Here is a 23,333-nt window from a genome sequence, read left to right as displayed (position 1 = left end):
GGCTCAGACCTCGCGGGTGAAGCTGTCGGCGTTGGCGTCCTCGACGGCCTGGTAGGTCGTCATCGCGTCCACGACGCTGCCGCGCATCCCGCGCAGGCCTTCGACCAGGGAGCCGAACGCCTCCACCGCGCCGTCCGCGCCGGGCACGTAGTCCTTGGCGAACTCCTGGCCGGACTCGTCACCGCCCCAGCACGCGCCGCAGGCGGCGAGCGCGTCGACCAGCGCCCGGCGGGCCGCTTCGAGCTGGTCGGCCGCCGAGCCGAGCCGCGCGGCGGAGTCCTCGGCGACGTCCGGCTCGATGCTGAAGCCGGTCATCAGTAGCCGCCCTTGAGCCAGGACTGCGGTGCCTCGTCGTCATCTGCTGGAGCGGCGGTGCCGCGGGGCGGAGGCGGGGGCGGGGGCGTCGCCTCCCGGGGCAGGCTGAGCACGCTCCGGTCCTCGAAGGACCCGTCGTCGGCCGGGGACGGGGGCGCGGGCGGCGCCTCGAACTTCGGGATCAGCGCCGACAGCGACGGCGCGCCCTCGACCAGGTCCGCCAGGTCGGGCAGGTCCTCGGTCAGCGGCGACATCAGCTCCGCGACCTGCTGCCTGACCTGCGCCGCGCCTTCGCGGGCGAGCCGCACCACGGTCCGCGCGAGCGCCTCCGGTGTCGACCGGTCGAACGCGGACGGGGTGATCTCCAGGTTCGTGAGCACACCGCCGGAGTCCACGGTGGCCCGCACCAGTCCGTCCTCGGACGTCAACGAGGCGGTCGTCAGCGCGGCCGCCGCCTGGGCGTCGCGCAGCATCTCCGTCTGCCTGGTGAAGGTGTCCAGCAGGCTGTGCACCTGCTCCTTCATGGCGGCGTTGCGCGCCTCGAGGCGCGCGCGGTCATCGCCCGACATGGCCAGGTCCCCCCTGAGTGCGCGTCGGTGTGAGCATGGACCTTATCGGCACCGCCGGGACGACGTGCGCGAGCCCACGGATCAGCGGGCGGACTTCGCGGAACTCACCACGCCGCTGTCGAACGGCCCGTCACCGACAGGGAGGTTTCTCGACCGGCGCGTGGACCAGGCGCGCTCGTCCGGCGCTCGGTCGGCCGGCTGTCGAGCAGCCGCACCGCCCAGCGGTTGCGCGCCACGTTCGACGAGCGCCTACCCGTGATCCAGCCCGTCACGTGCCCGACGACTTCACTCGGTCGGGGGAATCGCGCCACACCTCCGTGAAGACCCGCGTGCGAGCGCACTGGCCGGGTGATTCCATCCAAGGGGAATCGGGAGGTCAGTCCGCGCGGTCGAGTTCCGGCGTGCCGCACGACTTCTCCAGCACCTGCGTGAACGCGCGGGACCACAGGGGCAGGTCGGGCCAGCCCCGGCAGGACACCATCACGCCGTCCACGACGTCGGGCCCGTCCACGAAGGTGGCGCCCGCCTGCTCCACGTCGAACTTCAGAGGCGGGTAGGCGGCCGTGGTGCGGCCGCGCAGGAGTCCCAGCGCGGCGGGCACCTGAGGGCCGTGGCAGATCGTGCCGACCGGGAGCCCGCGGTCGAAGAAGTGCCCGACGACGCGGGCCACGTCCGGGTCCGTCCGGATGTACTCCGGCGCCCGGCCGCCGGGGATCACCAGTGCGTCGTAGTCCTCGGGGGCCACCTCGGCGAACGCCAGGTCCACCGGCAGCAGGTGTCCCGGTTTCTCGGTGTAGGCGTCCCAGCCCGGCTCGAAGTCGTGGACCACGAGCTTCACCGGGCGCGTCGTCGGCGCGGCCACGATCGCCTCGTGTCCCCCCTCGCGCAGGCGGAACACCGGGTACATCGTGTCGAGTTCCTCGGCGGCGTCGGCGGTCAGGACCAGCACTCGCGCCATGGTCACCCCCTTCTTCCGCTCGACGCCCCACCGGGCACCGGGACGGGCCGGACGGTCAGTCCACATGGGACGGTCGGCGGTGTGCGGTTCCACTGGCAATCCGCCCCAGCCTGGCACGGGGACGTTCGCACCCACAAGAGCGGTAACCCATCGGCTGTACCGCACCGCCGAACGGCTCCGCCCCCTGGGCCGCGCGGTGGACAGGGGGGACGCCCAGCCGTGGGCGACGGGTCGTCCGAGCGCCCGGCGCGAAGCGGAACGCAAGGTAAGCGTCAGGTTCCGCGCCGCCCTCCGGTGGCACGATCGGAGGTGGCCGCGCAACGGCGCGCGGCCGCCAAGTCTCGCGGAGGAGGAAGGGCTCGGATGTCCTGGACAACGCGCCGGGCGGGGCCCCGTAGCGACACCGCGGCCCAGCCCGCGCCCATCACGCCCGCGATCGCGCGCGGCGCGGCCGTGGCGAGCTTCCTGGCGGGCCTGTGGCTGGTCATGGCCCCCTTCGCGCTGCGCTACCAGAGCGCTGAGGACGGCTTCGACCGGCACTGGACCTCCGTGCTCGCGGGCTCCGTGGTCCTGGTGTGCTCGCTGGTCCACGCCATGGCGCCTCGGGAGACGCCGTGGCTGCTCCCGGTGCTGTTCGCGGTCGGGGCCTGGCTGGTGGTCGCTCCGCTGGTGACCCGCTACCCGGTAGCGGGTCATGCCGCCGCCAACGACTCCGTCACCGGTGCTGTCGTGGTGCTCGCGACGCTGAGCTCGGCGGCCGCGGCGCTGCGGCGCGGGCCACGCCTCCGGTTGCGCGATCGGCCCTGAGCGGGCGGCCGGGTCTCACCTCAGGTGGCGGGCGAAGAACCGGTTCGCGTCGTCCCCCTCGAAGGGCGGGACGCCGGTGTGCCCGCCCGTGTTGGCGTGCAGCGTCTTCTCCTCGGAGCCGAAGGCGTCGAACAGGTCCAGCGCCTGCTGCCGGTCGTTCCCCTCGTCGTCCCACTGCAGCAGGACCAGCAGCGGGATGGTGACCTGCCGGGCCTGCTCGATCAGGGCGCGGGGCACGAAACTGCCCGCGAACAGCAGGGCGGCCGAGATGCGCGGCTCGACCACCGCCAGCCGGACGCCGATGCCGATCACCCCTCCCGAGTACCCGACCGGACCGCCGATCTCCGGCAGCGGGAGCAGGGCGTCCAGGGCCGCCCGCCACTCCGGGACCGCCTGGTCGACCAGGGGCAGGACCAGCCGGTCGATGATCCCGTCGTCGACCGGCCCGCCCGCGTCCAGCGCCCGGCGCAGGTCGGCGCGAGCCCGTTCGGCGGTCGCGGAACGGGGCCGCTCACCGCCGCCGGGCAGTTCGATGGTGGCCGCGGCGAAGCCCTCCGCCGCGCAGTGCCGGGCCCTGGCCGCGAGCCGGGGGTACATCCCGCGCAGTCCGCCGGGGTGGCCGAGCAGGATCAGCGGGGCCGGGGCGGAGGCGGGCGTCCACAGGAGGCCGGGGATCTCGCCGAGGGTGAAGTCGCGTTCGAGGACACCGTCATCGAGACGGCGTTGGGAACCGAAGCGCATGGTCGTGCCTTTCGGGAGTGCTCGTGAACGGCGCTCCCGGACGACCTATCGTCCGACCGTGACCCCGGAGGGGAGCACCCGCGTCGGTACAGCGTTCACGGGTACCACCTCCCTCGTTCCTCGCACGGCCTCCGCGAGGCTAGCGGTGGTCACCCTGCGTCCACCAACGGGTTTCCGCCGAGCTCAGCGCAGGCTGTCGAGCACCGCGTCCACCGCCGCGGCGGAACGGGCCGGGTCGTCGGTCGCGCGCGAGATGACCTGGAGTCCTTGTTGGACCGCCATCAGCATCCGCGCTTGCGTCGCGGCGTCGCGCGGGGGCAGCTCGCCGGACCGGTGCGCCCGCTCCAGCGCCAGCCGCAGTGCCCGTTCCAGCGCTGCGAAGTTGTCGCGGACGGCGGCGTGGATGTCCTCGTCCTGGCCCGAGACCTCGACCGTGGTATTGCCGAGCAGGCAGCCGTTGAGGGCGCGCGACGGGTCCAGCGGGAAGGTCAGGAAGTGGCGCAGGGCGGGCAGCACCGGTGCTTCCCGCTGCAGGCGCTCCAGCACTTCCGTCACCTGAGCGCGGTACTGCGCCAGCGCGACCAGCAGCAGCGCCTTCTTGTTGCCGAAGACGCCGTAGAGGCTGTTGCGCTGCACCCCGGTGGCGTCGACGAGGTCCTGGATCGACGTCGTGTGGTAGCCCTTCTCCCAGAACACGCGGGTCAGCTCGCGTGCGGCCACGCTCTCGTCGAACTCCCGTGGGCGACCGGTCCGGGCCATGCGCCCATCCTACCGACTTCTTGACCTCCGGTTCTCGAAGTGGCTAGCCTGAATTCAGGAACACTGGTTCCCAAAATTACTCCAGGCCACAACCGGTGATCGCGCTGCAGAGACCTCCCGGCAGTGCTCGAACCACCCAGATGACGACTCCCTGAAGGGCGGCGCGATGCAATCCCTCACGGCGATCCGCACCCGCGTCGAGGACCGCGTGCTGTTCGCGACCCTCGACCACCCGCCGTTGAACCTGATCGGCCCTGAGCTGGCCCGCGACCTGGTGAGCATCGTGCGCCACCTGGAGTCCGCCCCGGACGAGATCCGCGTGGTGGTCTTCGACAGCGCGGTGCCCCGCTACTTCTCCGCCCACTTGGACGTGACCCGGATCAAGGAGTTGAACGCGGAGCTCGCCCGGCTCGCACCGGGCACCACGACGGCGGACCTGTACAGCCGCATCAGCGGCCTGAGCCAGGTCTCGATCGCCGTCATCGCCGGGCACGTCGGAGGGGCGGGCAGCGAGTTCGCCCTGGCGTGCGACATGCGCTTCGCCTCCAGGGAGAGGGCGGTCTTCACCCAGATGGAGGTCGGCGTCGGCCTCCTCGCGGGCGCGGGCGCGATCCAGCACCTGACCCGGCTCATGGGGCGCTCCCGCGCCCTGGAAGTCCTGCTCAGCGCTGACGACCACACCGCCGACCTGGCCGAGCGGTACGGCTGGGTCAACCGCGCGCTGCCCGACGCCGACCTCTGGCCGTTCGTGGACGCGCTGGCCCGCCGCATCGCCAAGTTCCCGCTCGAAGGCATCACCCAGACGCGACGCCGGGTGAACCGGATAGCTCTCCCGGAAGCCTCCGCCGTCAACGAGGACCTGCGCATCTTCGCCCGGCTGCTGAAGCTGCCCGAGACGCGCGCCCGGATCGCGGCGCTGCTCGCCGCGGGGATGCAAACGGACTCCGCGCTCGAAGCGGCGTTCGGGGCCGCGGTCGGTCAGCTGGAAAGCGCGCACGCGGGCGACGCCCCGAGCCCGGCGGCGACCCCGTGACCCGCCGTCCCGACTCCGCCCCGCCGGACCCCACGAGCATGAGCGGGCTGGAGCTGCTGCGGTCCTACTCGACCATGGAACAGCCGCCGCCCTCGATCGTGCGGTTGCTCGGGATGGAGCTCACGCGCGTGGCGTTCGGTGAAGCGGACTTCGAGCTGACGACCCGACCGCTGTTCGCCAATCCGCTCGGAGCGGTGCACGGCGGCATCGCGGCCACCCTGCTCGACTCGGCGATGGGCTGCGCCGTGCACTCCACCCTGGAAGCCGGGGCCTGGTACACGACGCTGGAGCTCAACGTCAACTACGTGCGGACGGTGCGGACCGACGGGCAGAAGCTCATCGCTGAGGGCCGCACCGTGCACGTCGGCAGGTCCACCGCGACCGCCGAAGCGCGAATCCACGACAGGTTCGGCCATCTCGTGGCGCACGGCACGACGACGTGCTTGATCAGGCGCGCGAACGACCGTCCCGCCCGGAGCGCGGCACCCGAGGAGGAGAGCTGATCTTCTCACCCCCGGAGAACAGCCGGGGGTAAGCGGGGTTGACCTTCAGGTTGCTCGAAGGCCGATGATGGGCCGGTGTCGAACTCCGAGCTGCTCACCATCGGCGCCTTCGCCCGCGCCAGCGGGTTGACGGCCAGCGCGCTGCGGTTCTACGCCGACGTGGGCCTGCTGCGACCGGCCACTGTGGACGATTCCTCCGGCTACCGCTACTACGCGCCCGAGCAGGTCGATCGCGCCGTGCTGGTCCGCAGGCTGCGCGAGATCGACATGCCGCTGGAGTCCATCGCCGAAGTGCTCGACGGCCGCGACGCCGCCCGGATCATCGACGACCACGTGGTGCGGCTGGCGCACCGGGTGCGGCAAGCGCGGGAAACCGCGGTGCTGGTCAAGGCCGCGCTGGGGATCGGGACCTCATCGCTGTCCGTGCGCGTCAACGGGGTGGTGTTCACAGCCGCGGTCGAGCAGATCCTCACCGCGACAACGCACGAGCCGGACCTGCCCGTGCTCAACGGGGTGCACGTCGAGGTGTCCGCCGACAGCGTTGTGCTCACGGCGACCGACCGGTACCGGCTGTCCACCCGCACCCTGGTGCCGACCGCGCCCAGCGAGGCGGAGTGGTCGCGGACCGTGGACGCGGACGACCTGCGGCTGGTGCTGCCGTGGACGCGCCGCCAGCACGAGCTGCGGGTGAGCGCCCGAGCCGGGCGGGTCGGTTTCCAGGGCGACGGCGCGGATGCTCGTGACTGCCGGAGCCTGGCGGAGCCCTTCCCCGACCACCGGTTGCTGCTGGCCTCCCTGCCCGACGTGCGCACCCGCGTGGTGGTCTCCCGCAACGCGCTGGTGCGGGCCGTGGAGGAGCAGCGGGACCACCGGGTCCGGCTCGACGTCCTCGGCGCCGCGGTGGCCGTTTCCGCGCGGGGGACGCCCGGTGCCCCGATCCCCGCCGCGGTCACCGGCCCGGCGGTCGGGGTCGAGTTCGCCCTCACCACCCTGCACCCCGCGCTCAGCACCGCGGTCGGCCCGGACGTGGTGCTCGATCTCGCGGGGCCGCGCGAACCGGTCGTCGTCCGCTCGGCCGACAACGGCGACCTCACCACCCTGATCATGCCCGTCCACCCGGAACCGCCCGCCCAGTGAGGAATTGCGGATGACCGCGCAGACCCCCGACCCCACCATGGCCGAGATCACCGAGGCCGTCGCCCTCGGTCACGAGGGCGACACCACCACCGCGCGCACGCGATTGCGGCGCCTGTGGGACCGCATCGGTCCGGCGGGTGATCCCTTCCACCGCTGCGTTCTCGCGCACTACATGGCCGACCTGCACGACCACCCGGCGCAGGCCCTGGTCTGGGACGTGCGCGCGCTCGACGCCGCGCAGACCCTCACCGACGAGCGCGTCCAGCACCACCACGACAGCCTGCGCATCGCGGGGTTCTACCCGTCCTTGCACCTCAACCTCGCCGACAACTTCCGCAGGCTGGGGTCGTTCGACGCCGCGAGCGAGCACATCCGCGCGGCGCGTCGCCACGAGGACGCCCTCGGCGAGGACGGGTACGGCACGATGATCCGCCGAGCGATCAGCGAAGTCGCCGAGGCCGTCGAGCGGCGCCGCACCGACAAGCGGGCGAGCGCGCCCGCTCCCTGACCGCCGGAACGGGTGCGTCGTGGCCCGTCGTGCTCGCGTCCCGCCTGTTCCGCCGGGAACCGCGCCGATGAACGCCGGGACTCCCGCCCCTGCCCGGTCGGCGGCACCGGACGACGCCCTCCCCGGCGGGTCCGTCACGAGCTCGGCGGTGTCCGCGCGGCGGCGTGCTGGGGGCCGATCACGGAGAGCAGCCGCAGCTTCTCGTGGGTCTCGCTGCCGGGGGCGGCGGTGTAGACGAGGAGGATGTGCGACTGGTCGGGGTCGAGGAGCGTCTGGCAGGTCAGCTCCAGCACGCCGACTTCCGGGTGCACGTAGCGCTTGACGTCGTTGTAGTGCACGCCGATCTCGTGCTCGCCCCAGACGGCGCGGAACTCCTCGCTGTTGGCGAGCAGGAGCTCCAGGAGGTGGGCGGCCCGTGAGCCGGGGCCGCGCAGCGTGACCAGCTTGCGCAGCCCGGAGGCGAAGACGCGGGAGTGCAGCGGGTGGTCGTCGGGGTGGTAGAGGGCGCGGGTGGCCGGGTCGGTGAACCACCGGTAGCCGATGCTGCGCGCCGGGCCGGTGTACCGGGTGGTGTCACCGGTGATCGCGACGCCGAGCGGGGTCTGCCGGAGCGTCTCGCCGAGCTCGGTGACGATCTCGGCGGGGGTGTCGGCGAGCCGGTCGAGGATGCGCAGCAGGCCGGGGCTGACGTGCTCGCTCATCGCGCCCCTGGCGGGCGGGTGGTGCCCGGCGAGGCGGAACAGGTGGTCGCGCTCGTCGAGGGACAGGTGCAGGCCCTGCGCGATCGAGGCGATCATGCTCTCGGACGGGTGCGGTCCGCGTTCCCGCTCCAGCCTGCTGTAGTAGTCGGCGGAGATGTGGCAGAGCGCGGCGACCTCCTCGCGGCGCAGACCGGCGGTCCTGCGCCGCTGCCCGCGGGGCAGGCCGACGTCCTCGGGTTGCAGCGACTCCCGACGGCGGCGCAGGAACTCGGCGAGCCCGGCTCGATCGATCACGGCTGTTCCCTCCCCGGTTCCGGTGCTGCTCCAGTCTGCCCGTGTCGAGCGAGGGGTTGCCCGGGATCGTCGGTCCCCCCATGACGAGCGCGTGGGGGGACCGGTCCGCCTGGGATCGGGAGTCCGTGGATGTGCCCTTGGCGCGGGCGCAACCTGGGACCAGGACACCCACCGCCCACGAGGAGCAGCACATGGCACGCACCCGACCGGACATCACCGTTGCCGACCTGTCCGGGAAGCTCGCCGTCGTCACCGGCGCCAGCGACGGCGTCGGACTGGGCCTGGCGGCCCGCCTGGCCGCCGCGGGCGCCGAGGTCGTCATGCCCGTCCGCAACCCCCGCAAGGGCGAGGCGGCGATCGCGCGGATCAAGCGGCGGCACCCGGAGGCCACCCTGTCCTTGCGGGATCTCGACCTGTCGTCGCTGGACTCGGTCGCCGCGCTGGGCGCCGCGCTGCGCGGCGAGGGCCGCCCGGTGCACATCCTGATCAACAACGCGGGCGTGATGACCCCGCCGGAGCGGCAGAGCACCGCCGACGGGTTCGAGCTGCAGTTCGGCAGCAACCACCTGGGGCACTTCGCCCTGGTCGCCCACCTGCTGCCGCTGCTGCGCGCGGGCCAGGCGCGGGTGACCTCGCAGATCAGCATCGCCGCGAACCAGAACGCCATCAACTGGGAGGACCTGAACTGGGAGCGGTCCTACCACGGCGGCCGCGCGTACAGCCAGTCCAAGATCGCGCTCGGCTTGTTCGGGCTCGAACTGGACCGGCGCAGCCGGGCCGGGGGCTGGGGGATCACCAGCAACCTCGCCCACCCCGGTGTCGCCCCCACCAGCCTGCTGGCCGCGCGCCCCGAGGTCGGCCGGGCGCGGGACACCGCCGCCGTGCGCGTCATCCGCGCCCTCTCCCGCCGCGGCCTGCTCGTCGGCACGGTCGAGACCGCGCTGCTCCCGGCGCTGCTGGCCGCCACCTCGCCGGACGCCCGCGGCGCCCGCCTGTACGGCCCAGGCGGCTTCGGGCACCTGGCGGGCGCGCCCGCCGAGCAGGCCCTCTACTCCCGGCTGCGCGGCGAGGACGACGCCGAGCGCGTCTGGCGGATCTCCGAGGAGCTCACCGGCACCTCCTTCCCGGCAGGCGAGGACGCCCGGCCCAACACGCCGGTCAACGACCTCGGCCATCGCCTGGGTGGATTGCCGGCTTCGGCGCGGGTGCGGTGACCATGGGTTGTGCGCGCCCGCGCGGGTCGTCGGCTCGCGCGGGCGGCATCTGTCCTTTGTGGAGCGTCCTCGCCGCTTGCGCGATCGGGCGAGCGGATCGGCGGTGCGGTGATGAGGGGGTGGTGGCAGGGGAGAAGGCGCGGTGCGCGGATTACCCGTGCCTCTGATGGGGGACAGGACGAGTGCGAGCGGTCGAGCCGGGTACTACCGGGCCATGACCGTCAATCCGATCCAAGTCCAGAAGTTCCTCTCCGGTGTCGACTACCCCGCGACCAAGGACGACATCGTCGACACCGCCCAGGCCCAGGGGGCCGACGACGACCTGCTGGAGGCCCTGCGCAACCTGCCCATGGACCAGTTCGACTCGCCCAACGACGTCAGCGAGGCCATCGGCAAGCTGAACGACCAGTAGACCGGAGGTGACGATGTCCGCGTACACCACTCGCGAACGGTTGAGGGCGAGCCTGAACGAGGTCGACTTCCCGGCGGGCAAGGACGAACTGGTCCGCGCGGCGCAGGAGCGCGGGGACGAGGACACGGCTCGGGCGCTGCGCGCGATCCCACCGGTCGACTACGCCAACCTGGCCGAGGTGGAGGCGTCCGTCCGGTTCGACGACGACACCACGCGCGCCGATCCGAGCGGCCGTTGACACCCCGCCTCGCGGGAGACACCCCGGAAGGGGGGACCGTCGCGCTCGGGCAGCCGAGTCGGCCACTGTGGTCCGTCGTCGGTCATCCCATCGGGTGGGCTGGGCGCGTCGCGCGCCTGGTCGGTCCGCGACCGCCGTGCGCGGCCCGGCGCGACGGCACAGAATCCCCCCATGGGCGAGCAGGAGTTCGACAAGGGCGACGAGGTCACCTGGTCCAGCCACGGCAAGACGGTGCACGGCGAGGTGGTCGAGGAGATCACCGAGGACACCGAGGCCGCCGGGCGGACGGTCCGCGCGTCGGAGGACGACCCGCAGTACCGCGTGCGCAGCGACAAGAGCGGCAAGGACGCGGTGCACAAGCCGTCCGCGCTGGAGGAGGACTCGTGAGCGGCGAGTTCGACCAGGCCGTGAACATGACGGCGGCCGAGCTGGAGAAGTGGTTGGGCACCGACGAGTCGAAGTCGGTGGGCCAGTCCGAAGGCGGTGAGTCGGTCGGGCACGAGTCCGGCAGGCGGATCGTGGAACTGCTGCGCAAGAAGAAGGGCGAGCTGACCGACGACGACCAGGCGCACATGCGCAAGGTGGTCGGATACGTGCACCGCCACCTCGCCCAGCGCCCGGACGGGGACGTGGAGCACACCAAGTGGCGCTACTCGCTGATGAATTGGGGGCACGACCCCCTCAAGGACTGACGCCGCGACGCGAGCCTCGGAGCCGCCCCGGACGTTCCACCACCGCCGTGCTCGACGATCCGCAGGCATCACCGACCTCCTCAGCCACCACGCGCACACGCGCCGCAACCACGGCGTCGACCGCGCCGAACACCTGATCGGTCCGCAACCGGAATTCGCGGACCAGGGGCTTCACGCGCCGTCCGCCGGTGAGACACTGCTTCGCCGGATGCGCGGCCGGTCCTGCCGCTCCGAGCGCCGGGACGAGGGACGTGGCAAGGCGGGAGAAGGCAGTGGCAGGCGTGGGCGTCGACCTGATCGGACTGGTCGGCAGGGACGGCGAGCTCGCCGAGCTGGCGGCGTTCCTGGACGCGATCGGCACCGGCGGGGCGGCCCTGCTGCTCACCGGCGATCCGGGCGTGGGCAAGACGGCGCTGCTGGACGCGGCCGCCGAGCTGGCGGTCGCGAAGGGGATCAGGGTCATCCGCGGCAGCGGTGTCGAGTACGAGACCGACATCGGCTTCGCGGGGCTGCACCAGCTCGCCGCCCCGCTCTCGCGCGAGCTGGAGCGCCTGCCGCCTGCCCAGCGAGAGGCCATCGAGGTCGCGCTCGGCCTCGGCGCGGGGCCCCCGCCGAGCCGGATCGCCGTGCTGAACGCGGCGCTGTCGCTGTTCGCCATGGCCGCCGAGGAACAGCCGCTGCTGCTGGTGGTCGACGACTTCCACGTCGTCGACGAAGCCAGCCGATCCGCGATGGGGTTCGTCGCCAGGCGACTGGCCGGTCACCGGATCGGGCTGCTCGGCGCGCGGCGGGGGGAGTTCGGCGGGGCGTTCCAGCCCGCGGGCATGGCGGAGTTCGAGGTCGCGCCGCTCAACGAGGCGAGCGCGCTGCGCCTGCTGTCCCGGCGCTTCGCCCACCTCCCGCGCCGCGTGCTGCGGACGGTGGCGCGTGACGCGCAGGGGAACCCGCTGGCCCTGCTCGAGTTCGCCGGGGCCACCGCCGCCCACGACGATCGGCGCGGCAGCGGCACGGGGTGGGGAAGCGGCCCAGGGCGGGACGTCCGCGCGCTGTACGCCGCCCGCGTCGAACGACTCCCGCAGGCGACCCGCGACCTGCTGCTGCTCGCGGCCCTGGAGGGCTTCGGCGACATCGCCGTCATCGAGGCGGCGGGCGGACCGGGCGTGCTCGACGGGCTCGCTCCAGCGGAGCGCGATCACCTGGTCATGGTCGCGCAGGACGGCCACACCGTGCGCTTCCGGCACCCGCTGGTCAGGTCCGCGGTGGTCGACGGCTCCACCGGCGAGCAGCGGCGCGGCGCCCACCGCCGGTTGGCCGACGCGCTGGTCGACCAGCCGGAACGTCGCGGCGACCACCTGGCCAGAGCCACCACGGCGCCTGACGAGGAGGTCGCCGCCCTCGTCGAGTTGGCGGCCAGGAGCAGCCTGCGGCGCGGCGACGCGGCCGGTGCGATCACCAGGCTGCGCCGCGCGGCCGGGCTGAGCCCCGATCACGCGGTCCGCCGTCGCCGCCTGTCCCTGGCCGCCTACGTCGCCGCGTGGGTGGCGGGCCACCTGGAGATCTCGCACGAGATCATGCGCGAGGTGCGGGACGGCGAGCCCGCGGACCTCTCGCCCGCGGCGGCAGCGGCCGCCGGGTTCCTCGTGCTCGTGACGGAGGGCGACGCCGACACGGCGCACGCGCTCGTGATGAAGGCGATCGAGCGGGACCCCACCGCCTCCGGCCCGCCACCCGCCGAGACGGAGGTCGCGCTGTTCACCCTCACCCTCGCGGGCCAGTACTCGGGCAGGCCGGAGCACTGGCGGCCCCTGGTCGACCTGCTCGCGCGGTTCCCCGACGCCTCGCCCGCCGGGGCGGTGTCGCTGGGGCGGGTCCACCACGCCCCCGGCGCCACCACCGACGACGCGCTGCGCGCCCTGGACGAGGAGATCGCGCGGCTGAAGGACCAGGCCGAGGCCGACGTGGTCGTCCGCACCGCACTGGTCGCCTCCTACCTCGACCGGCTCCCCGGCTGCCGCGAGGCCGTGTCCCGCGTGATCCGCGACGGCCGGGACGGCGGCGCGGTGGGTTCGAGCATGCCCGCCCTGATCTTCGTCGCCCTGGACCACCTGCACGCCGGTCGGTGGCAGTCGTCGGCGCAGGCCGCGGCCGAGCTCATCGCGCTGTGCGAGGAGACGGGGTACCACCTGTTCGCCCAGGTGGGGCACTACGTCGCCGCCATGGTCGCGGCTCAGCGCGGCGACCTCGACCAGTGCCGCGCCCACTGCGAGCGGATCTGGGACTGGTCGAGGCCGAGGGGCCTGCGGCGGATGGAGAACTGCGCTCACCAGGCGGCGGCTCGGGCGGCGCTCGGCGCGGCCGACTTCGAGACGGCGTTCCGGCACGCCACGGCCATCTGCGCCCCCGGTGAGCTGCCACCCTTCAACCCCGAGGCGCTGTGGTCCGCGCCGGACCTGGTCGAGGCGGCCGTGCGCTCCGGGCGCCCGGACCAGGCGCGGCGGCACGCGGAGGCGGTGCGCGCCGCCGGGGTCGAGCGCCTCTCGTCGCGGTTCGCGCTGAGCTCGGCCACGATCACGGCGATGACGGCGCGGCCCGAGGACGCGGTCGCCCGCTTCGAGGCGGCGCTCGCGGTGCCGGACACCGAGCAGTGGCCCTTCGAGGTCGCCCGAGCCCACCTGGCCTTTGGCGAAACGCTGCGCCGCCAGGGGCTCAACCGGGACGCCCGCGTGCGCCTGGCCGCCGCCCGCGACCGCTTCGAGCGGCTCGGGGCGGCCTCGTGGCAGGCCCGCGCCGAGGCCGAGCTGCGGGCCACCGGGATGACGCGCACCGCCCGCGGCACCTCCGGCACGCCGCTGACCCCCCAGGAGCTGGAGGTCGCCCGGCTCGCGGCGGCGGGCCTGTCGAACCCGGAGATCGCGGTGCGCCTGTTCCTGTCGCCCCGAACCGTCTCCTCGCACCTGTACCGGGTGTTCCCGAAGCTGGGGATCACCTCGCGCGCGGCGCTGCGCGACGCCCTCGACGCGCTCGCGCCCGAACCGCCATCCGCCCGGCCGTGAGGCGGTGTCAGCACCGCGCCGCGCGGATGTCAGTCAGCTGACTGAGGCTGTGTGACAGTCGGCTCGGGCACGCTCTTCCAGGTCAGCCGAGATCGCCCCGCCGGGGCGGCGCCAGGGAGAGGAGCCCGCCATGCCCACCGCCACCACCGGCGACGGAGTGGAGATCTTCTACAAGGACTGGGGCTCGGGCAGGCCGGTCATGTTCCACCACGGCTGGCCGTTGAGCTCCGACGACTGGGACGCCCAGCTGCTGTTCTTCGCGCGGCGGGGGTACCGGGTCATCGCCCACGACCGCCGGGGGCACGGCCGCTCCGCCCAGGTCGGCGACGGGCACGACGTGGACCACTACGCCGCCGACGTCGCGGCCGTCGTCGAGCACCTCGGCCTGCGCGACGTCGTCCACGTCGGCCACTGCGCGGGCGGCGGCGAGGTGGTCCGCTACGTCGCCCGGCACGGCGCGGGCCGCGTCGCCAAGGCGGTGCTCATCGGCGCGGTCCCGCCCCTGCTGCTCAAGACGCGGACCAACCCGGCCGGTCTGCCGATGGAGGTCTTCGACGGCTTCCGCGAGGGCGTGGCGGGCGACCGCTCCGAGTTCTACCTCAACGTAGCCGCCGGACCGTTCTACGGGTTCAACCGACCCGGCGCCGAGGCGTCCCAGGGCGTCATCTGGAACTGGTGGCGCCAGGGGATGGCAGGCAGCGCCAGGGCGCACCACGAGGGCATCAAGGCGTTCTCGGAGACCGACTTCACCGCCGACCTGCGGGCGATCGACGTGCCCACCCTCGTCATGCACGGCGGCGACGACCAGGTCGTCCCCGCCGCTGCCTCGGCCGAGCTGTCGGTCGGGCTGCTCGGCGACGGCACGCTGAAGGTCTACCCCGGCCTGTCGCACGGCATGTGCACCGTGAACGCCGAAACCGTCAACGCCGACCTCCTCGCCTTCATCGAGGGCTGACGCCCGCGAACCCAGCCGTGCCACGACCAGCGGGCACGGCACCGACAACCGAGCACCGCGAGAGGATCACCATGACCGCCACGCCGAACGGCTACGTCACCGTCATCTGGGACGCGAAGGCCAAGCAGGGCAGGGAAGCCGACCTCAAGGCGTTCATCACCGCCGCCATCACCCCTTCCCGCGACGACCCCGGCAACATCGACTACGAGGCCCACGAGGTGGAGGGGCAGCCCGGCTCGTTCGTCATCTACGAGCGCTGGGAGAGCAGGGAACTGCTGGACGCCCACCTCAACGCGCCCCGCATGGCACGGCTCGTCCCGCAGATGCTGGAGCTGATCGAGGGCTCCATCGAGGACGGCATCCGCCTGCTGCGCCCGTTCCGCCCCGCCAACTAGATCCGCGGGCACCCGCCCCACCGCACATCGGAGGAGAACACCATGACCACCACCCTGATCACGGGCGCGAACCGGGGACTCGGCTACGAGGTGGCGCGCCGACTGGTCCAAGAAGGACAGACGGTCTGGATCGGCGCGCGGGACGCGGAGCGCGGTCAAGCGGCCGCCTCCCGGATCGGCGCGGAGTTCGTCCAGCTCGACGTGACCGACGACGCCTCTGTGGACGCCGCGGCGAAGACCCTGCGCGAGCGGGTGGGTCACCTGGACATCCTCGTCAACAACGCGGGGATCCTCGGCGAGATCCCCCCGGCCGAGGACATGACGGCCGATCAGATCCGCCACGTCTACGAGACCAACGTCTTCGGGATCGTGCGGGTGACGCACGCCTTCCTGCCGCTCCTGCGGGCCGCGAGCGCCCCGTCGGTCATCAACGTGACCAGCGGTCTCGGGTCGTTCACGCTGGTCAACGACCCGGATCGGGTCGAGTCGCGGTACCCGCTGCTCGCGTACTGCTCGTCCAAGAGCGCGGTGACCATGCTGACCGTGCAGTACGCCAAGTCGATCCCCGACGTCCGCTTCAACGCGGTCGACCCCGGCCAGACCGCTACCGCGTTCACCGGCGAGGTGGGGCACAGCGTCGAGGAGGGCGCCGAGGCCGCGGTGCGCGTGGCCACCCTGGGGGACCGGACGCCCACCGGCACGGTGACCGATCGCGTCGGTGTCCTCCCGTGGTGACGCCGACCACAGCACCTCGCGACCGGCGCGACGGGTGCCTAACGCACCTTGAAGTGCCTACTTCCCACCGGGGAGCCGCCGCGTCAGGGTGAAGTGGCAACCGGCCGGGCGGTGCGCGCGCGAGCGGCGCCGCCCGGCCCACCACGAGAACAGAGGTAGGAGCATGTCGTCTCTCCCCCTGCCCGGCGGAACCTGGAAGCTGGGCGACCTGACCGTCACCCGGTTCGGGTACGGCGCCATGCAGCTCGCGGGCCCCTGGGTCATGGGGCCGCCCGCCGACCGGGAGGGCGCCCTGGCCGTCCTGCGCGAGGCGGTCGAACTCGGCATCACCCACATCGACACCGCCGACGCCTACGGCCCGCGCGTCACCAACGAGCTGATCAGGGAAGCGCTGCACCCGTACCCCGAGACGCTGCACATCGCCACCAAGGTCGGCGCGCTGCGCGACGAGCAGGGCGGCTGGCCGCCCGCGCGCCGCCCCGACCAGCTCCGCCGCGCCGTGACCGACAACCTGGAAGCGCTCGGGCTGGACACGCTGGACCTGGTCAACCTGCGCCTGGGCAACGCCGAGGGGCCGCAGCCCGAGTCGGTCGCCGAAGCGTTCGAAACGCTGGTCGACCTCCAGCGGCAGGGCCTCATCCGGCACCTCGGCGTCAGCAACGCGACCGCCGAGCAGGTCGCCGAGGCGCAGTCCATCGCGCCGATCGTGTGCGTGCAGAACATGTACAACCTCGCCCACCGCCACGACGACGAGCTCATCGACCGGCTCGCGGACGAGGGCGTCGCGTACGTGCCCTTCTTCCCGCTGGGCGGTTTCACCCCGCTGCAGTCCGACGCGCTCTCCTCCGTCGCGGCTCGACTGGGCAGCACCCCGATGTCCGTGGCACTGGCCTGGCTGCTGCGGCGCTCGCCGAACATCCTGCTGATCGCGGGCACCTCCTCGGTGGCCCACCTGCGCGAGAACATCGCGGGAGCCGCTGTCCAGCTCTCCGACGAGGACATCGCCGAGCTGGATCGGATCGGGCGATGACCGGCCTCGTCCTCAGGCTGGCCTCCGCCGCGACGGCCATCGCCCTCGCGGCGGCCTTCGCCCCCACACCCGCCGCGGCGCACGCGCGGCCGTGGCACCACAGCACGATGGACGTGCGGGTGGCGGTGGGCGTCGACGGGGTGTCGACCGCAGGCATCCACGCCGAGCGGTACACGCCTCACCGGCGTCCCCGCGGTGTGCAGGTGTTCATCCCCGGAGCCACCTACGACCACCACTACTTCGACCTCGAAACCGAAGCGGGGGTCGTCTCCCAGGCCCGCCAGGCCGCCCGCGACGGGTGGGTGGCCATCGTCCTGGACCGCGTCGGGACCGGCCGGTCGTCCAAGCCCGCGGCCGAATCCGTCACCACCGCTGTGCACGTCGCGTCGATCGACCACTTCATCGACGCCATCAGCGACCGGTACGCGCGGCTCCCGATCGTCGTCGTGGGCCACTCGTACGGCAGTGTCGTCGCCGAGGGGGTCGCGGCGCGGTCGGACGAGGTCGACGCGCTCGTGGTCACCGGGTTCCTGTACCGCGCGACGCTGCCGTCGTTCGAGGGCTTCCCGGAGCTGACGCCCGCCGCCGCCGATCCGGTGCTCGGACGCAGGAATCTCCCCGCGAACTACTTGACGACACCACCGGGTTCGCGTGACTTCTTCTACCACCTGCCGGGAACCCACCCGGCGACGCGGGCGGCGGACGAAGCCACCAAGGCCACGACGACCGCCGCCGAGGTCCCCGGCTTCGCCGCCGAACTGACCACGGGAACCTTCGCGGCCTCGGTTCGCGTTCCCGTCATTGTCGTCGTCGGCGAGCACGACTACCTGTACGCGGGCAACGACCCGAAAGCGTTCGCACCCGATCAGGAGCGGGCTTTCGGCGCGGCTCCCCGCGTCGACGCCGTTGTCGTCGAGGACGCGGCGCACAACCTGGCGCTGCACCGCAACGCCACGCGGACCAACGACCTGATCAACAGGTGGGCCGCGGCCCACTCCTGACCGACCCCAGGGACGAGCGGCGCACCGGTCACGGGCGCCGCTCGTCCTCGGGCGGGTGATCGCCAGGGTGCGGAACTCCTCGGACAGGACCACCCTGGTTGGCCTCCGGTCCGCCGAACAGGATCGGTCCCATGACCGACAACCTCTCGCGCAACGCCACCGCCCCCGTCGTGCCCGCAGGGCTGCTCACCGGTCGGGTCGCGGTGGTCACCGGGGCCAGCGCCGGAATCGGCGCCGCGACCGCGCGGCGCTTCGCCGCCGCCGGAGCGGCGGTCGCCCTGCTCGGCAGGCGATCCGGGCTGCTGGACGACCTCGCCACCACCCTGCGGGCGGAAGGCGCCACCGATGTCCTGCCGCTCGCCGTCGACATCGCCGACCCCGCCGCGCTGACCGCCGCCGCGGCGGAGATCCGCGGCTGCCTGGGCAGGCCCGACCTGGTCGTCGCCAACGCGGGGGTGATGCTGGGCGCCCCCTTCGAGGAGGCGGACACCGCCGAGTGGGACCAGATGATCGACGTGAACCTGCGGGGCCTGCTGGCGACCGGTCGGGCCTTCGTCGAGGACCTGCTCGACGCGGCGGCGGCCGGACGGGCCGCGGACCTGGTGCACCTGGGCTCGATCGCGGCGGAAGTCGTCTTCGCCGACTACCCGGTCTACGGGGCGACCAAGGCTGCGGTCACCCAGCTGACCCGCAACCTGCGCGCCTCGCTCGGTCCCCGTGGCGTCCGCGTGCGCTCCGTTGACCCCGGCTTCGCCGTCACCGAACTCGGCACGGGGATGGCGCACGAGGCCACCAGGGCCGGACTGGAGCAGATGCGGTCGGCCATCGCGACCATCACCGCGGAGGACGTGGCCGACGCCATCACCTACTCGGTGGCGGCCCCGGCCAGGGTCAACATCGCCGAGCTGACGGTCATCCCCACCGAGCTCGGCTGAGGACGCGGGTGCCCCCTGGCGACGGAAGCCGACCGTCTCACTGACGGGATCGGCGTGGGAGGGCCCGGTGAGCACCGGGCCCTCCCACGGTGGATCAGGCGACCCGGCAGGAGATGCTGGGCCAGTTCCAGTTGCCGCCGTGCTGGATGGTGAAGCCGAACGTGTTGCCGTTGCCGTTGGGGCGGGCGGTCATCACGTTGGCCGTTTCCCACGTCGGGCTGGTGTTCCAGGTGGCGATGATCCGCTGCGGCGAGCCGACGGTGACGGTGACGACCCAGTTGTCCGTGCCCGAGACGGTGACCTGGCCGTTGAAGCGGTCACTCCACTTCTCGCCCTCGGAGTACGTCGCGGTGCAGCTCTCCGGGTTCTGCGGGTCCGTGGTCGGGTCCGTCGGAGTGGTCGGAACCGTCGTCGTGCCGCCCGCGTTCAGAGCGTCGAGGACGGCGTTGTAGGCGGCCTTCTTGTTGCCGTTGCGGTCGAACAGCAGCGGGGTGCCCGAGGCGCGCCAGGAGTCGCTGTCGCGGATGCCCCACACGGTGATGCCGGTGCAGCGCGCCACGGCCAGGCAGGCCTGGGTGACGCCCTTGAACTGCTCGGCCTGGCTGGACCCCGAGCCCTCGATGTCCAGCTCGGTGATCTGCACGTCCACACCGAGGTTGGCGAAGTTCTGCAGCGTGGTGTGGTAGTTGCTCGGCACCGGGTTGCCGCTGTTGAAGTGCGCCTGGAAGCCCACGCAGTCGATCGGCACACCGCGGGACTTGAAGTCCTGCACCATCCGGTACACGCCCTGGGTCTTGGCGTGCGACCAGTTGTCGGTGTTGTAGTCGTTGTAGCACAGCTTGGCGCCCGGATCGGCGGCCCGCGCGGCGCGGAAGGCGGCCTCGATCCAGTCGTTGCCCGTGCGCTGCAGGTTGGAGTCCCGGCGCCCGCCGCTGCTGCCGTCGGCGAAGGCCTCGTTGACCACGTCCCAGGCGTAGATCTTGCCCCGGTAGTAGGAGGCGACCTGGGTGACGTGGTTGAGCATCGCCTGCCGCAGCGCCGAACCCTCCATGCGCTGCATCCACCCCGGCTGCTGGGAGTGCCAGGCCAGCGCGTGCCCGCGCACCCGCTTGCCCTGACTCCGCGCCTGGTTGACGATCCGGTCGGCGTTGCCGTAGCTGAACTGGCCCTGGTTGGGCTCGGTCGCGTCCATCTTCATCTCGTTCTCGGCCGTGACCATGTCGAACTCACGGTTGAGAATGCCGACGTAGGTGGAGTCCGAGAGCTTGTTCGCCGCGACGGCGGTCCCGAAGTAGCGGCCGCTCTGCTGGGCTGCCGCGGCGAGCGTTGAGGCGGCACCACTGGCGGGTGAGGCGACCAGGACCGCCGCGCCCGCCGCGGCGGCGACCAGGGTCGACACGAGTGCGACTCGTGCGACTGACTTCGTTGTCAACGTCATGTTCGGCGCTTTCTGAGAAGTACCCGCGGGGGTGCGGGTGGGGACGGGTTGAATTGGGTTGGAGCGGTCGGTGCTCCGCTCGGTGCGGGTGACGGAACCCCCCTCGTCACGCGCTGTTCGGCTCGAAACATTAAGCAGTATTAACCGAAACAGTTCGGCCGATCAAGACCCCTCTGGAGCCACTCTCGCGCCACGGGTTTACATCCATGAACAACGTGAACCGTTTAAGAGTGATCTTGAAGTTGTGGCAAAACCGCAGCTCAAGCCCTCTTTCCTGGCAGGTTGGGTGCCCTGTGTCCGGAGGGTGTGGCAGTGGGTGCGCCAGTGCATTATTGCGCAATAATTCGAAACTACTTTCGAGGGTTTCGGGGTCGACAAGGCTGAGGGCAGCCCGAAGGGGCGGCGGTCCCGGTGATTTCGTGATACCGGGGCCGTCGCCTCAGATGTCATTCGCGCGGTCAGGCGGTGTTCAAGTCGAATTCGCGCACGGTCACGGAGCCGCCCCTACCGAGTACCGACTGGTGTCGGGGCCGTGGTTCCACTCCCAGTGCGGGCCGGGGGTAGCCCGCCCCGTGTGGAACGCCGTGGTTGTCCATTCGGAATGGATATGGCTGCTCCTCACCCGCCGCGCCGGCGGCGTCGCGGAACCGGAGCCCCGCGCTGGATGCGGGGGCTCCGGCGGGTCAACAGGCGGAGTTGGTCTGGGTCGGCAGACCCATGCGGTAGGGCAGTTGGCTGTAGTCACCGCCCGCGTCCGGGTCCGGCCCCTGGTAGAGGAACTGCAGCAGGCACGGGTTGATGGGCAGCGTCTGGTCGTTGCCGGAGCGGACCAACTCGCCGTGGCTGATGTCCCTGGTCCACCGCCCGGCGGGGAAGGTGGAGTTGCTGATGCCCGCGAACGGGGTGGACTCACCGGTCAGGTGCGGGCTCCAGGGTCCTGCGATCCGGTTGGAGGTGAAGGACTTGTAGTAGCGGCCGTTGGCGCCGATGGCCTCCTGGAGCAGCAGGTACTGGCTGCCGGTGCCGACCTTGTAGACCGCGGTGCCCTCGAACAGGGCGTTGCGGTTGGAGTCCTGCAACGCGATCACGGTGTTGTCGAAGCCGTTGGGGAAGTTGGCCACGCTGGTCTGGGCGCGGTAGACGTAACCGTTGTCGTCGCTGGAGAACAGGTGGCAGTTGGCCGTGTCGCAGATGCCCCAGAAGTCGAGCCGGTTGCCGTTGCCGATGTTCCCGCGCTCGATGTCGGGCATGGCGGACCGGAAGTCGCGCGGGGCGGACCAGGAGCGGGGGCCGCTGGGATCGCTGCTGGTGGAGTACGGCGGCAGCCCAGTCCGGTGGACCAGGTACCACAGGTTCGTGGCGTAGACCTGCCACTGGTTGTTGTGCCGCACCACCGTGTAGTCCTTGATGGACACGATGTCGTGGCTCGCGTCCGACTTCGGCCCGGCCAGGACCGCGCTGGAGCTCCACCGCAGCGACGAGGGCAGGCTCGCGCCCGGCTGCTGCGGGGTCGTGGTGGTGGGGTCGGCCCCGCCGACGCGGACGAGTTGCCACTGCTGGTTGGTCCCGCCCCGGTCGCTGTACTGGACGATGTTGCCGCCGTCGGAGTCGGCCAGGCGGAACTGCTGGTTGCCGCCGTTGCGGGTCCACTGGGTGATCCGCGCGCCGTCGCTGGTGGCCAGGTTGTAGACGTCCAGCGCCTTGCCGCTGTTGCGGTTGACCAGCGTGTACCACGCGCTGGTGTCCACGGTCGCCGCCGACGCGGTGGCCGCGCTGAGCGTGGTCACCAGGCCACTGAGCAGCACGGTGACGGTCGCGGCGGCGATACCGGCCAGACGACGGCTTCGGCGGACTCGCGCGGCTGTGGCGGGGGGAGGTTGGCCTGACCCGGCCATAGGCGTGCTCCTCGTCTTCGGAACGGGGATGGGTGGGCGGGCGCCCGACGCGGGGCGGGTGTGGAACCGGATCAGCCGACGCGCGGGAGCCGCTGCTGGATGACGTCGCTCCAGTCGCCGTGTTCGGCGACTCCGTCGGGAGTGCTGACCGGCACCTGCTGTTCGACCGAAGGTCCGACGCGAGTGTTAGCGCTAACAACTTGGCGGCTGCTGTGCTCCTGTCGAATTGGATCGCGGTGGGGGCGGCAATCGTCACGGTGGGTGCTTGTCGTGCCTCAGACTGTGAACGATGTCCCACGACGGGTCAAGATGTTACGCAAATGTTTCGCACAGGCGGGAGGTGGAATCAGGTCGAACGACGTCCGACAACGCACTTCCGCGCGACAGGAGTTAACGTAAACATTTTAGCTCGCCCGAGGTGTTGACCGGCGTCGTCCTGGCGGCTATCGCGCCGAGTGGTGGAACGACCCGCCCGAGCCGATCAGGCGGTCGGAGGCGGCCCAGCACCTCGGACTCCCAGCCGAATCCGCCGTGGACACTGCCCCTCTGGTCGAACCCGGTTCTGGTCACCGCGCCGCGCGGCGAGGCTGTCGCTAGAGCGCTGGACTTCGTGCAAGAGGCCGATCGGGGTAACGCCTACTGCTGCGTTGTCCAACTGCGCTAATAGCGGCAGCTTCGGCTGCCACCCCACAACACCACTAAAGTTAGCGCTCACAGTTTTAGCCCTGTCCCGCTTGAGGGTCCCGACGGCCTGTTGGAGATTTCCAGGATGTAACCCCGTGGCGGCTGCCGAGGGGACGGTGCGGAACGAGGAGTTCGAGGACGTCCGGATCTGGCGGCGCCGCCTTGGTTTCCGTCGTGCACAACAGGTTTCCCCGGGCCACCCGGCGAGGTGCGGACGGTGGCCAGCTCGGCTCGCGGCAGCCGCCTCGGTCGGCTCAGCCTCGGCCTCGCGGCCGAGTGCGGGGAACCCCCGCTTCGGGGAACCCCCGCTTCGGGGACGCCTGGCGGCACG

Annotated in this window: 26 protein-coding genes; 17 read left to right on the top strand and 9 right to left on the bottom strand. The window is 72.1% G+C overall.

Annotation, left to right across the window (positions count from 1 at the left end):
- Positions 1-3 precede the first annotated feature (3 nt).
- The 3 genes from JOF41_RS18200 to JOF41_RS18190 form a co-directional block, all read right to left on the bottom strand.
- Positions 4-315, bottom strand: coding sequence for a WXG100 family type VII secretion target (locus JOF41_RS18200; RefSeq protein ID WP_189225059.1), 312 nt, complete (start codon positions 313-315; stop codon positions 4-6).
- Positions 315-884 carry a YbaB/EbfC family nucleoid-associated protein gene (locus tag JOF41_RS18195; RefSeq protein WP_306344690.1) on the bottom strand — a complete coding sequence of 190 codons (570 nt, stop codon included), beginning with the start codon at positions 882-884 and terminating at the stop codon, positions 315-317. Before JOF41_RS18195 ends, JOF41_RS18200 begins: the two co-directional genes overlap by 1 nt.
- 376 nt (positions 885-1,260) lie before the next feature.
- On the bottom strand, positions 1,261-1,842 hold the full coding sequence (locus JOF41_RS18190) for a DJ-1/PfpI family protein (RefSeq protein ID WP_189225060.1): 582 nt from the start codon (positions 1,840-1,842) through the stop codon (positions 1,261-1,263).
- A 363-nt stretch (positions 1,843-2,205) separates the two neighbouring features.
- Here JOF41_RS18190 and JOF41_RS18185 point away from each other — a divergent pair, with 363 nt between their 5' ends.
- Positions 2,206-2,649 (top strand): SPW repeat domain-containing protein, encoded by a 444-nt coding sequence (locus JOF41_RS18185; protein WP_209620616.1) that lies wholly within the window; start codon positions 2,206-2,208, stop codon positions 2,647-2,649.
- A 15-nt stretch (positions 2,650-2,664) separates the two neighbouring features.
- Here the strand turns inward: JOF41_RS18185 and JOF41_RS18180 are convergent, their stop codons facing one another.
- The gene (locus JOF41_RS18180) at positions 2,665-3,390 is read right to left on the bottom strand and encodes a dienelactone hydrolase family protein (RefSeq protein WP_209620608.1); all 726 of its coding nucleotides are present in this window, start codon (positions 3,388-3,390) and stop codon (positions 2,665-2,667) included.
- 183 nt (positions 3,391-3,573) lie between these two features.
- Entirely contained in the window at positions 3,574-4,149 is a 576-nt protein-coding gene (locus JOF41_RS18175) for a TetR/AcrR family transcriptional regulator (protein ID WP_209620606.1), read from the bottom strand.
- A gap of 166 nt (positions 4,150-4,315) precedes the next feature.
- Here JOF41_RS18175 and JOF41_RS18170 point away from each other — a divergent pair, with 166 nt between their 5' ends.
- The 4 genes from JOF41_RS18170 (at position 4,316) to JOF41_RS18155 (ending at position 7,330) form a co-directional block, all read left to right on the top strand.
- Complete coding sequence (locus JOF41_RS18170; protein WP_209620603.1) at positions 4,316-5,182, top strand: enoyl-CoA hydratase/isomerase family protein; 867 nt, start codon at positions 4,316-4,318, stop codon at positions 5,180-5,182.
- Between the two features lie 38 nt (positions 5,183-5,220).
- On the top strand, positions 5,221-5,685 hold the full coding sequence (locus JOF41_RS18165) for a PaaI family thioesterase (protein ID WP_209620598.1): 465 nt from the start codon (positions 5,221-5,223) through the stop codon (positions 5,683-5,685).
- 75 nt (positions 5,686-5,760) lie between these two features.
- Positions 5,761-6,822, top strand: a complete 1,062-nt coding sequence (locus tag JOF41_RS18160; protein WP_209620595.1) for a DNA polymerase III subunit beta family protein — start codon at positions 5,761-5,763, stop codon at positions 6,820-6,822.
- Between the two features lie 10 nt (positions 6,823-6,832).
- Positions 6,833-7,330, top strand: coding sequence for a hypothetical protein (locus tag JOF41_RS18155; protein ID WP_189225065.1), 498 nt, complete (start codon positions 6,833-6,835; stop codon positions 7,328-7,330).
- Positions 7,331-7,464: 134 nt separating this feature from the next.
- On the opposite strand, the gene JOF41_RS18150 is transcribed toward JOF41_RS18155, so the two are convergent.
- On the bottom strand, positions 7,465-8,325 hold the full coding sequence (locus JOF41_RS18150) for a helix-turn-helix transcriptional regulator (RefSeq protein ID WP_189225066.1): 861 nt from the start codon (positions 8,323-8,325) through the stop codon (positions 7,465-7,467).
- Positions 8,326-8,516: 191 nt separating this feature from the next.
- On the opposite strand from JOF41_RS18150, the gene JOF41_RS18145 reads away from it, so the two are divergent.
- The 5 genes from JOF41_RS18145 to JOF41_RS18125 all read left to right on the top strand — a co-directional run bounded on the left by JOF41_RS18145 (position 8,517) and on the right by JOF41_RS18125 (position 10,881).
- Positions 8,517-9,539: an SDR family oxidoreductase gene (locus JOF41_RS18145; protein ID WP_209620592.1), complete on the top strand. Its 1,023-nt coding sequence runs from the start codon at positions 8,517-8,519 to the stop codon at positions 9,537-9,539.
- A gap of 214 nt (positions 9,540-9,753) precedes the next feature.
- Positions 9,754-9,951, top strand: a complete 198-nt coding sequence (locus JOF41_RS18140; protein ID WP_209620589.1) for a DUF2795 domain-containing protein — start codon at positions 9,754-9,756, stop codon at positions 9,949-9,951.
- A gap of 13 nt (positions 9,952-9,964) precedes the next feature.
- Entirely contained in the window at positions 9,965-10,189 is a 225-nt protein-coding gene (locus tag JOF41_RS18135; RefSeq protein WP_189225069.1) for a DUF2795 domain-containing protein, read from the top strand.
- 171 nt (positions 10,190-10,360) lie between these two features.
- Positions 10,361-10,576, top strand: a complete 216-nt coding sequence (locus JOF41_RS18130) for a hypervirulence associated TUDOR domain-containing protein (RefSeq protein ID WP_189225070.1) — start codon at positions 10,361-10,363, stop codon at positions 10,574-10,576.
- Positions 10,573-10,881 (top strand): DUF3140 domain-containing protein, encoded by a 309-nt coding sequence (locus tag JOF41_RS18125; protein WP_209620587.1) that lies wholly within the window; start codon positions 10,573-10,575, stop codon positions 10,879-10,881. Before JOF41_RS18130 ends, JOF41_RS18125 begins: the two co-directional genes overlap by 4 nt.
- Here the strand turns inward: JOF41_RS18125 and JOF41_RS18120 are convergent.
- The gene (locus JOF41_RS18120) at positions 10,871-11,056 is read right to left on the bottom strand and encodes a hypothetical protein (RefSeq protein ID WP_189225072.1); all 186 of its coding nucleotides are present in this window, start codon (positions 11,054-11,056) and stop codon (positions 10,871-10,873) included. The genes JOF41_RS18125 and JOF41_RS18120 overlap by 11 nt on opposite strands.
- A 76-nt stretch (positions 11,057-11,132) precedes the next feature.
- Here JOF41_RS18120 and JOF41_RS18115 point away from each other — a divergent pair, with 76 nt between their 5' ends.
- The 7 genes from JOF41_RS18115 (at position 11,133) to JOF41_RS18085 (ending at position 18,985) form a co-directional block, all read left to right on the top strand.
- Positions 11,133-13,934: an AAA family ATPase gene (locus tag JOF41_RS18115; protein WP_209620584.1), complete on the top strand. Its 2,802-nt coding sequence runs from the start codon at positions 11,133-11,135 to the stop codon at positions 13,932-13,934.
- Between the two features lie 130 nt (positions 13,935-14,064).
- Positions 14,065-14,889, top strand: coding sequence for an alpha/beta fold hydrolase (locus JOF41_RS18110; protein ID WP_209620582.1), 825 nt, complete (start codon positions 14,065-14,067; stop codon positions 14,887-14,889).
- Positions 14,890-14,960: 71 nt separating this feature from the next.
- Positions 14,961-15,284 carry a putative quinol monooxygenase gene (locus JOF41_RS18105; protein WP_189225074.1) on the top strand — a complete coding sequence of 108 codons (324 nt, stop codon included), beginning with the start codon at positions 14,961-14,963 and terminating at the stop codon, positions 15,282-15,284.
- A 42-nt stretch (positions 15,285-15,326) separates the two neighbouring features.
- Positions 15,327-16,019, top strand: a complete 693-nt coding sequence (locus JOF41_RS18100) for an SDR family NAD(P)-dependent oxidoreductase (protein ID WP_209620579.1) — start codon at positions 15,327-15,329, stop codon at positions 16,017-16,019.
- 163 nt (positions 16,020-16,182) lie between these two features.
- Positions 16,183-17,049, top strand: a complete 867-nt coding sequence (locus tag JOF41_RS18095) for an aldo/keto reductase family oxidoreductase (protein ID WP_276515699.1) — start codon at positions 16,183-16,185, stop codon at positions 17,047-17,049.
- Positions 17,046-18,050 carry an alpha/beta hydrolase gene (locus JOF41_RS18090; protein ID WP_189225076.1) on the top strand — a complete coding sequence of 335 codons (1,005 nt, stop codon included), beginning with the start codon at positions 17,046-17,048 and terminating at the stop codon, positions 18,048-18,050. The genes JOF41_RS18095 and JOF41_RS18090 overlap by 4 nt, the downstream gene beginning before the upstream one ends.
- Positions 18,051-18,181: 131 nt before the next feature.
- Positions 18,182-18,985, top strand: coding sequence for an SDR family oxidoreductase (locus tag JOF41_RS18085; protein ID WP_189225077.1), 804 nt, complete (start codon positions 18,182-18,184; stop codon positions 18,983-18,985).
- A 94-nt stretch (positions 18,986-19,079) separates the two neighbouring features.
- Here JOF41_RS18085 and JOF41_RS18080 read toward each other — a convergent pair whose 3' ends face one another.
- On the bottom strand, positions 19,080-20,423 hold the full coding sequence (locus JOF41_RS18080) for a glycoside hydrolase family 10 protein (RefSeq protein ID WP_209620577.1): 1,344 nt from the start codon (positions 20,421-20,423) through the stop codon (positions 19,080-19,082).
- Between the two features lie 683 nt (positions 20,424-21,106).
- Entirely contained in the window at positions 21,107-22,210 is a 1,104-nt protein-coding gene (locus JOF41_RS18075; protein ID WP_307867458.1) for a non-reducing end alpha-L-arabinofuranosidase family hydrolase, read from the bottom strand.
- Positions 22,211-23,333 lie beyond the last annotated feature (1,123 nt).

It is taken from the genome of Saccharothrix coeruleofusca, from assembly GCF_017876325.1.
GTDB lineage: Bacteria > Actinomycetota > Actinomycetes > Mycobacteriales > Pseudonocardiaceae > Actinosynnema > Actinosynnema coeruleofuscum.
The sequence above is the reverse complement of the archived record's forward strand: the minus strand, read 5'-3'. Positions and strand labels throughout refer to the sequence as shown.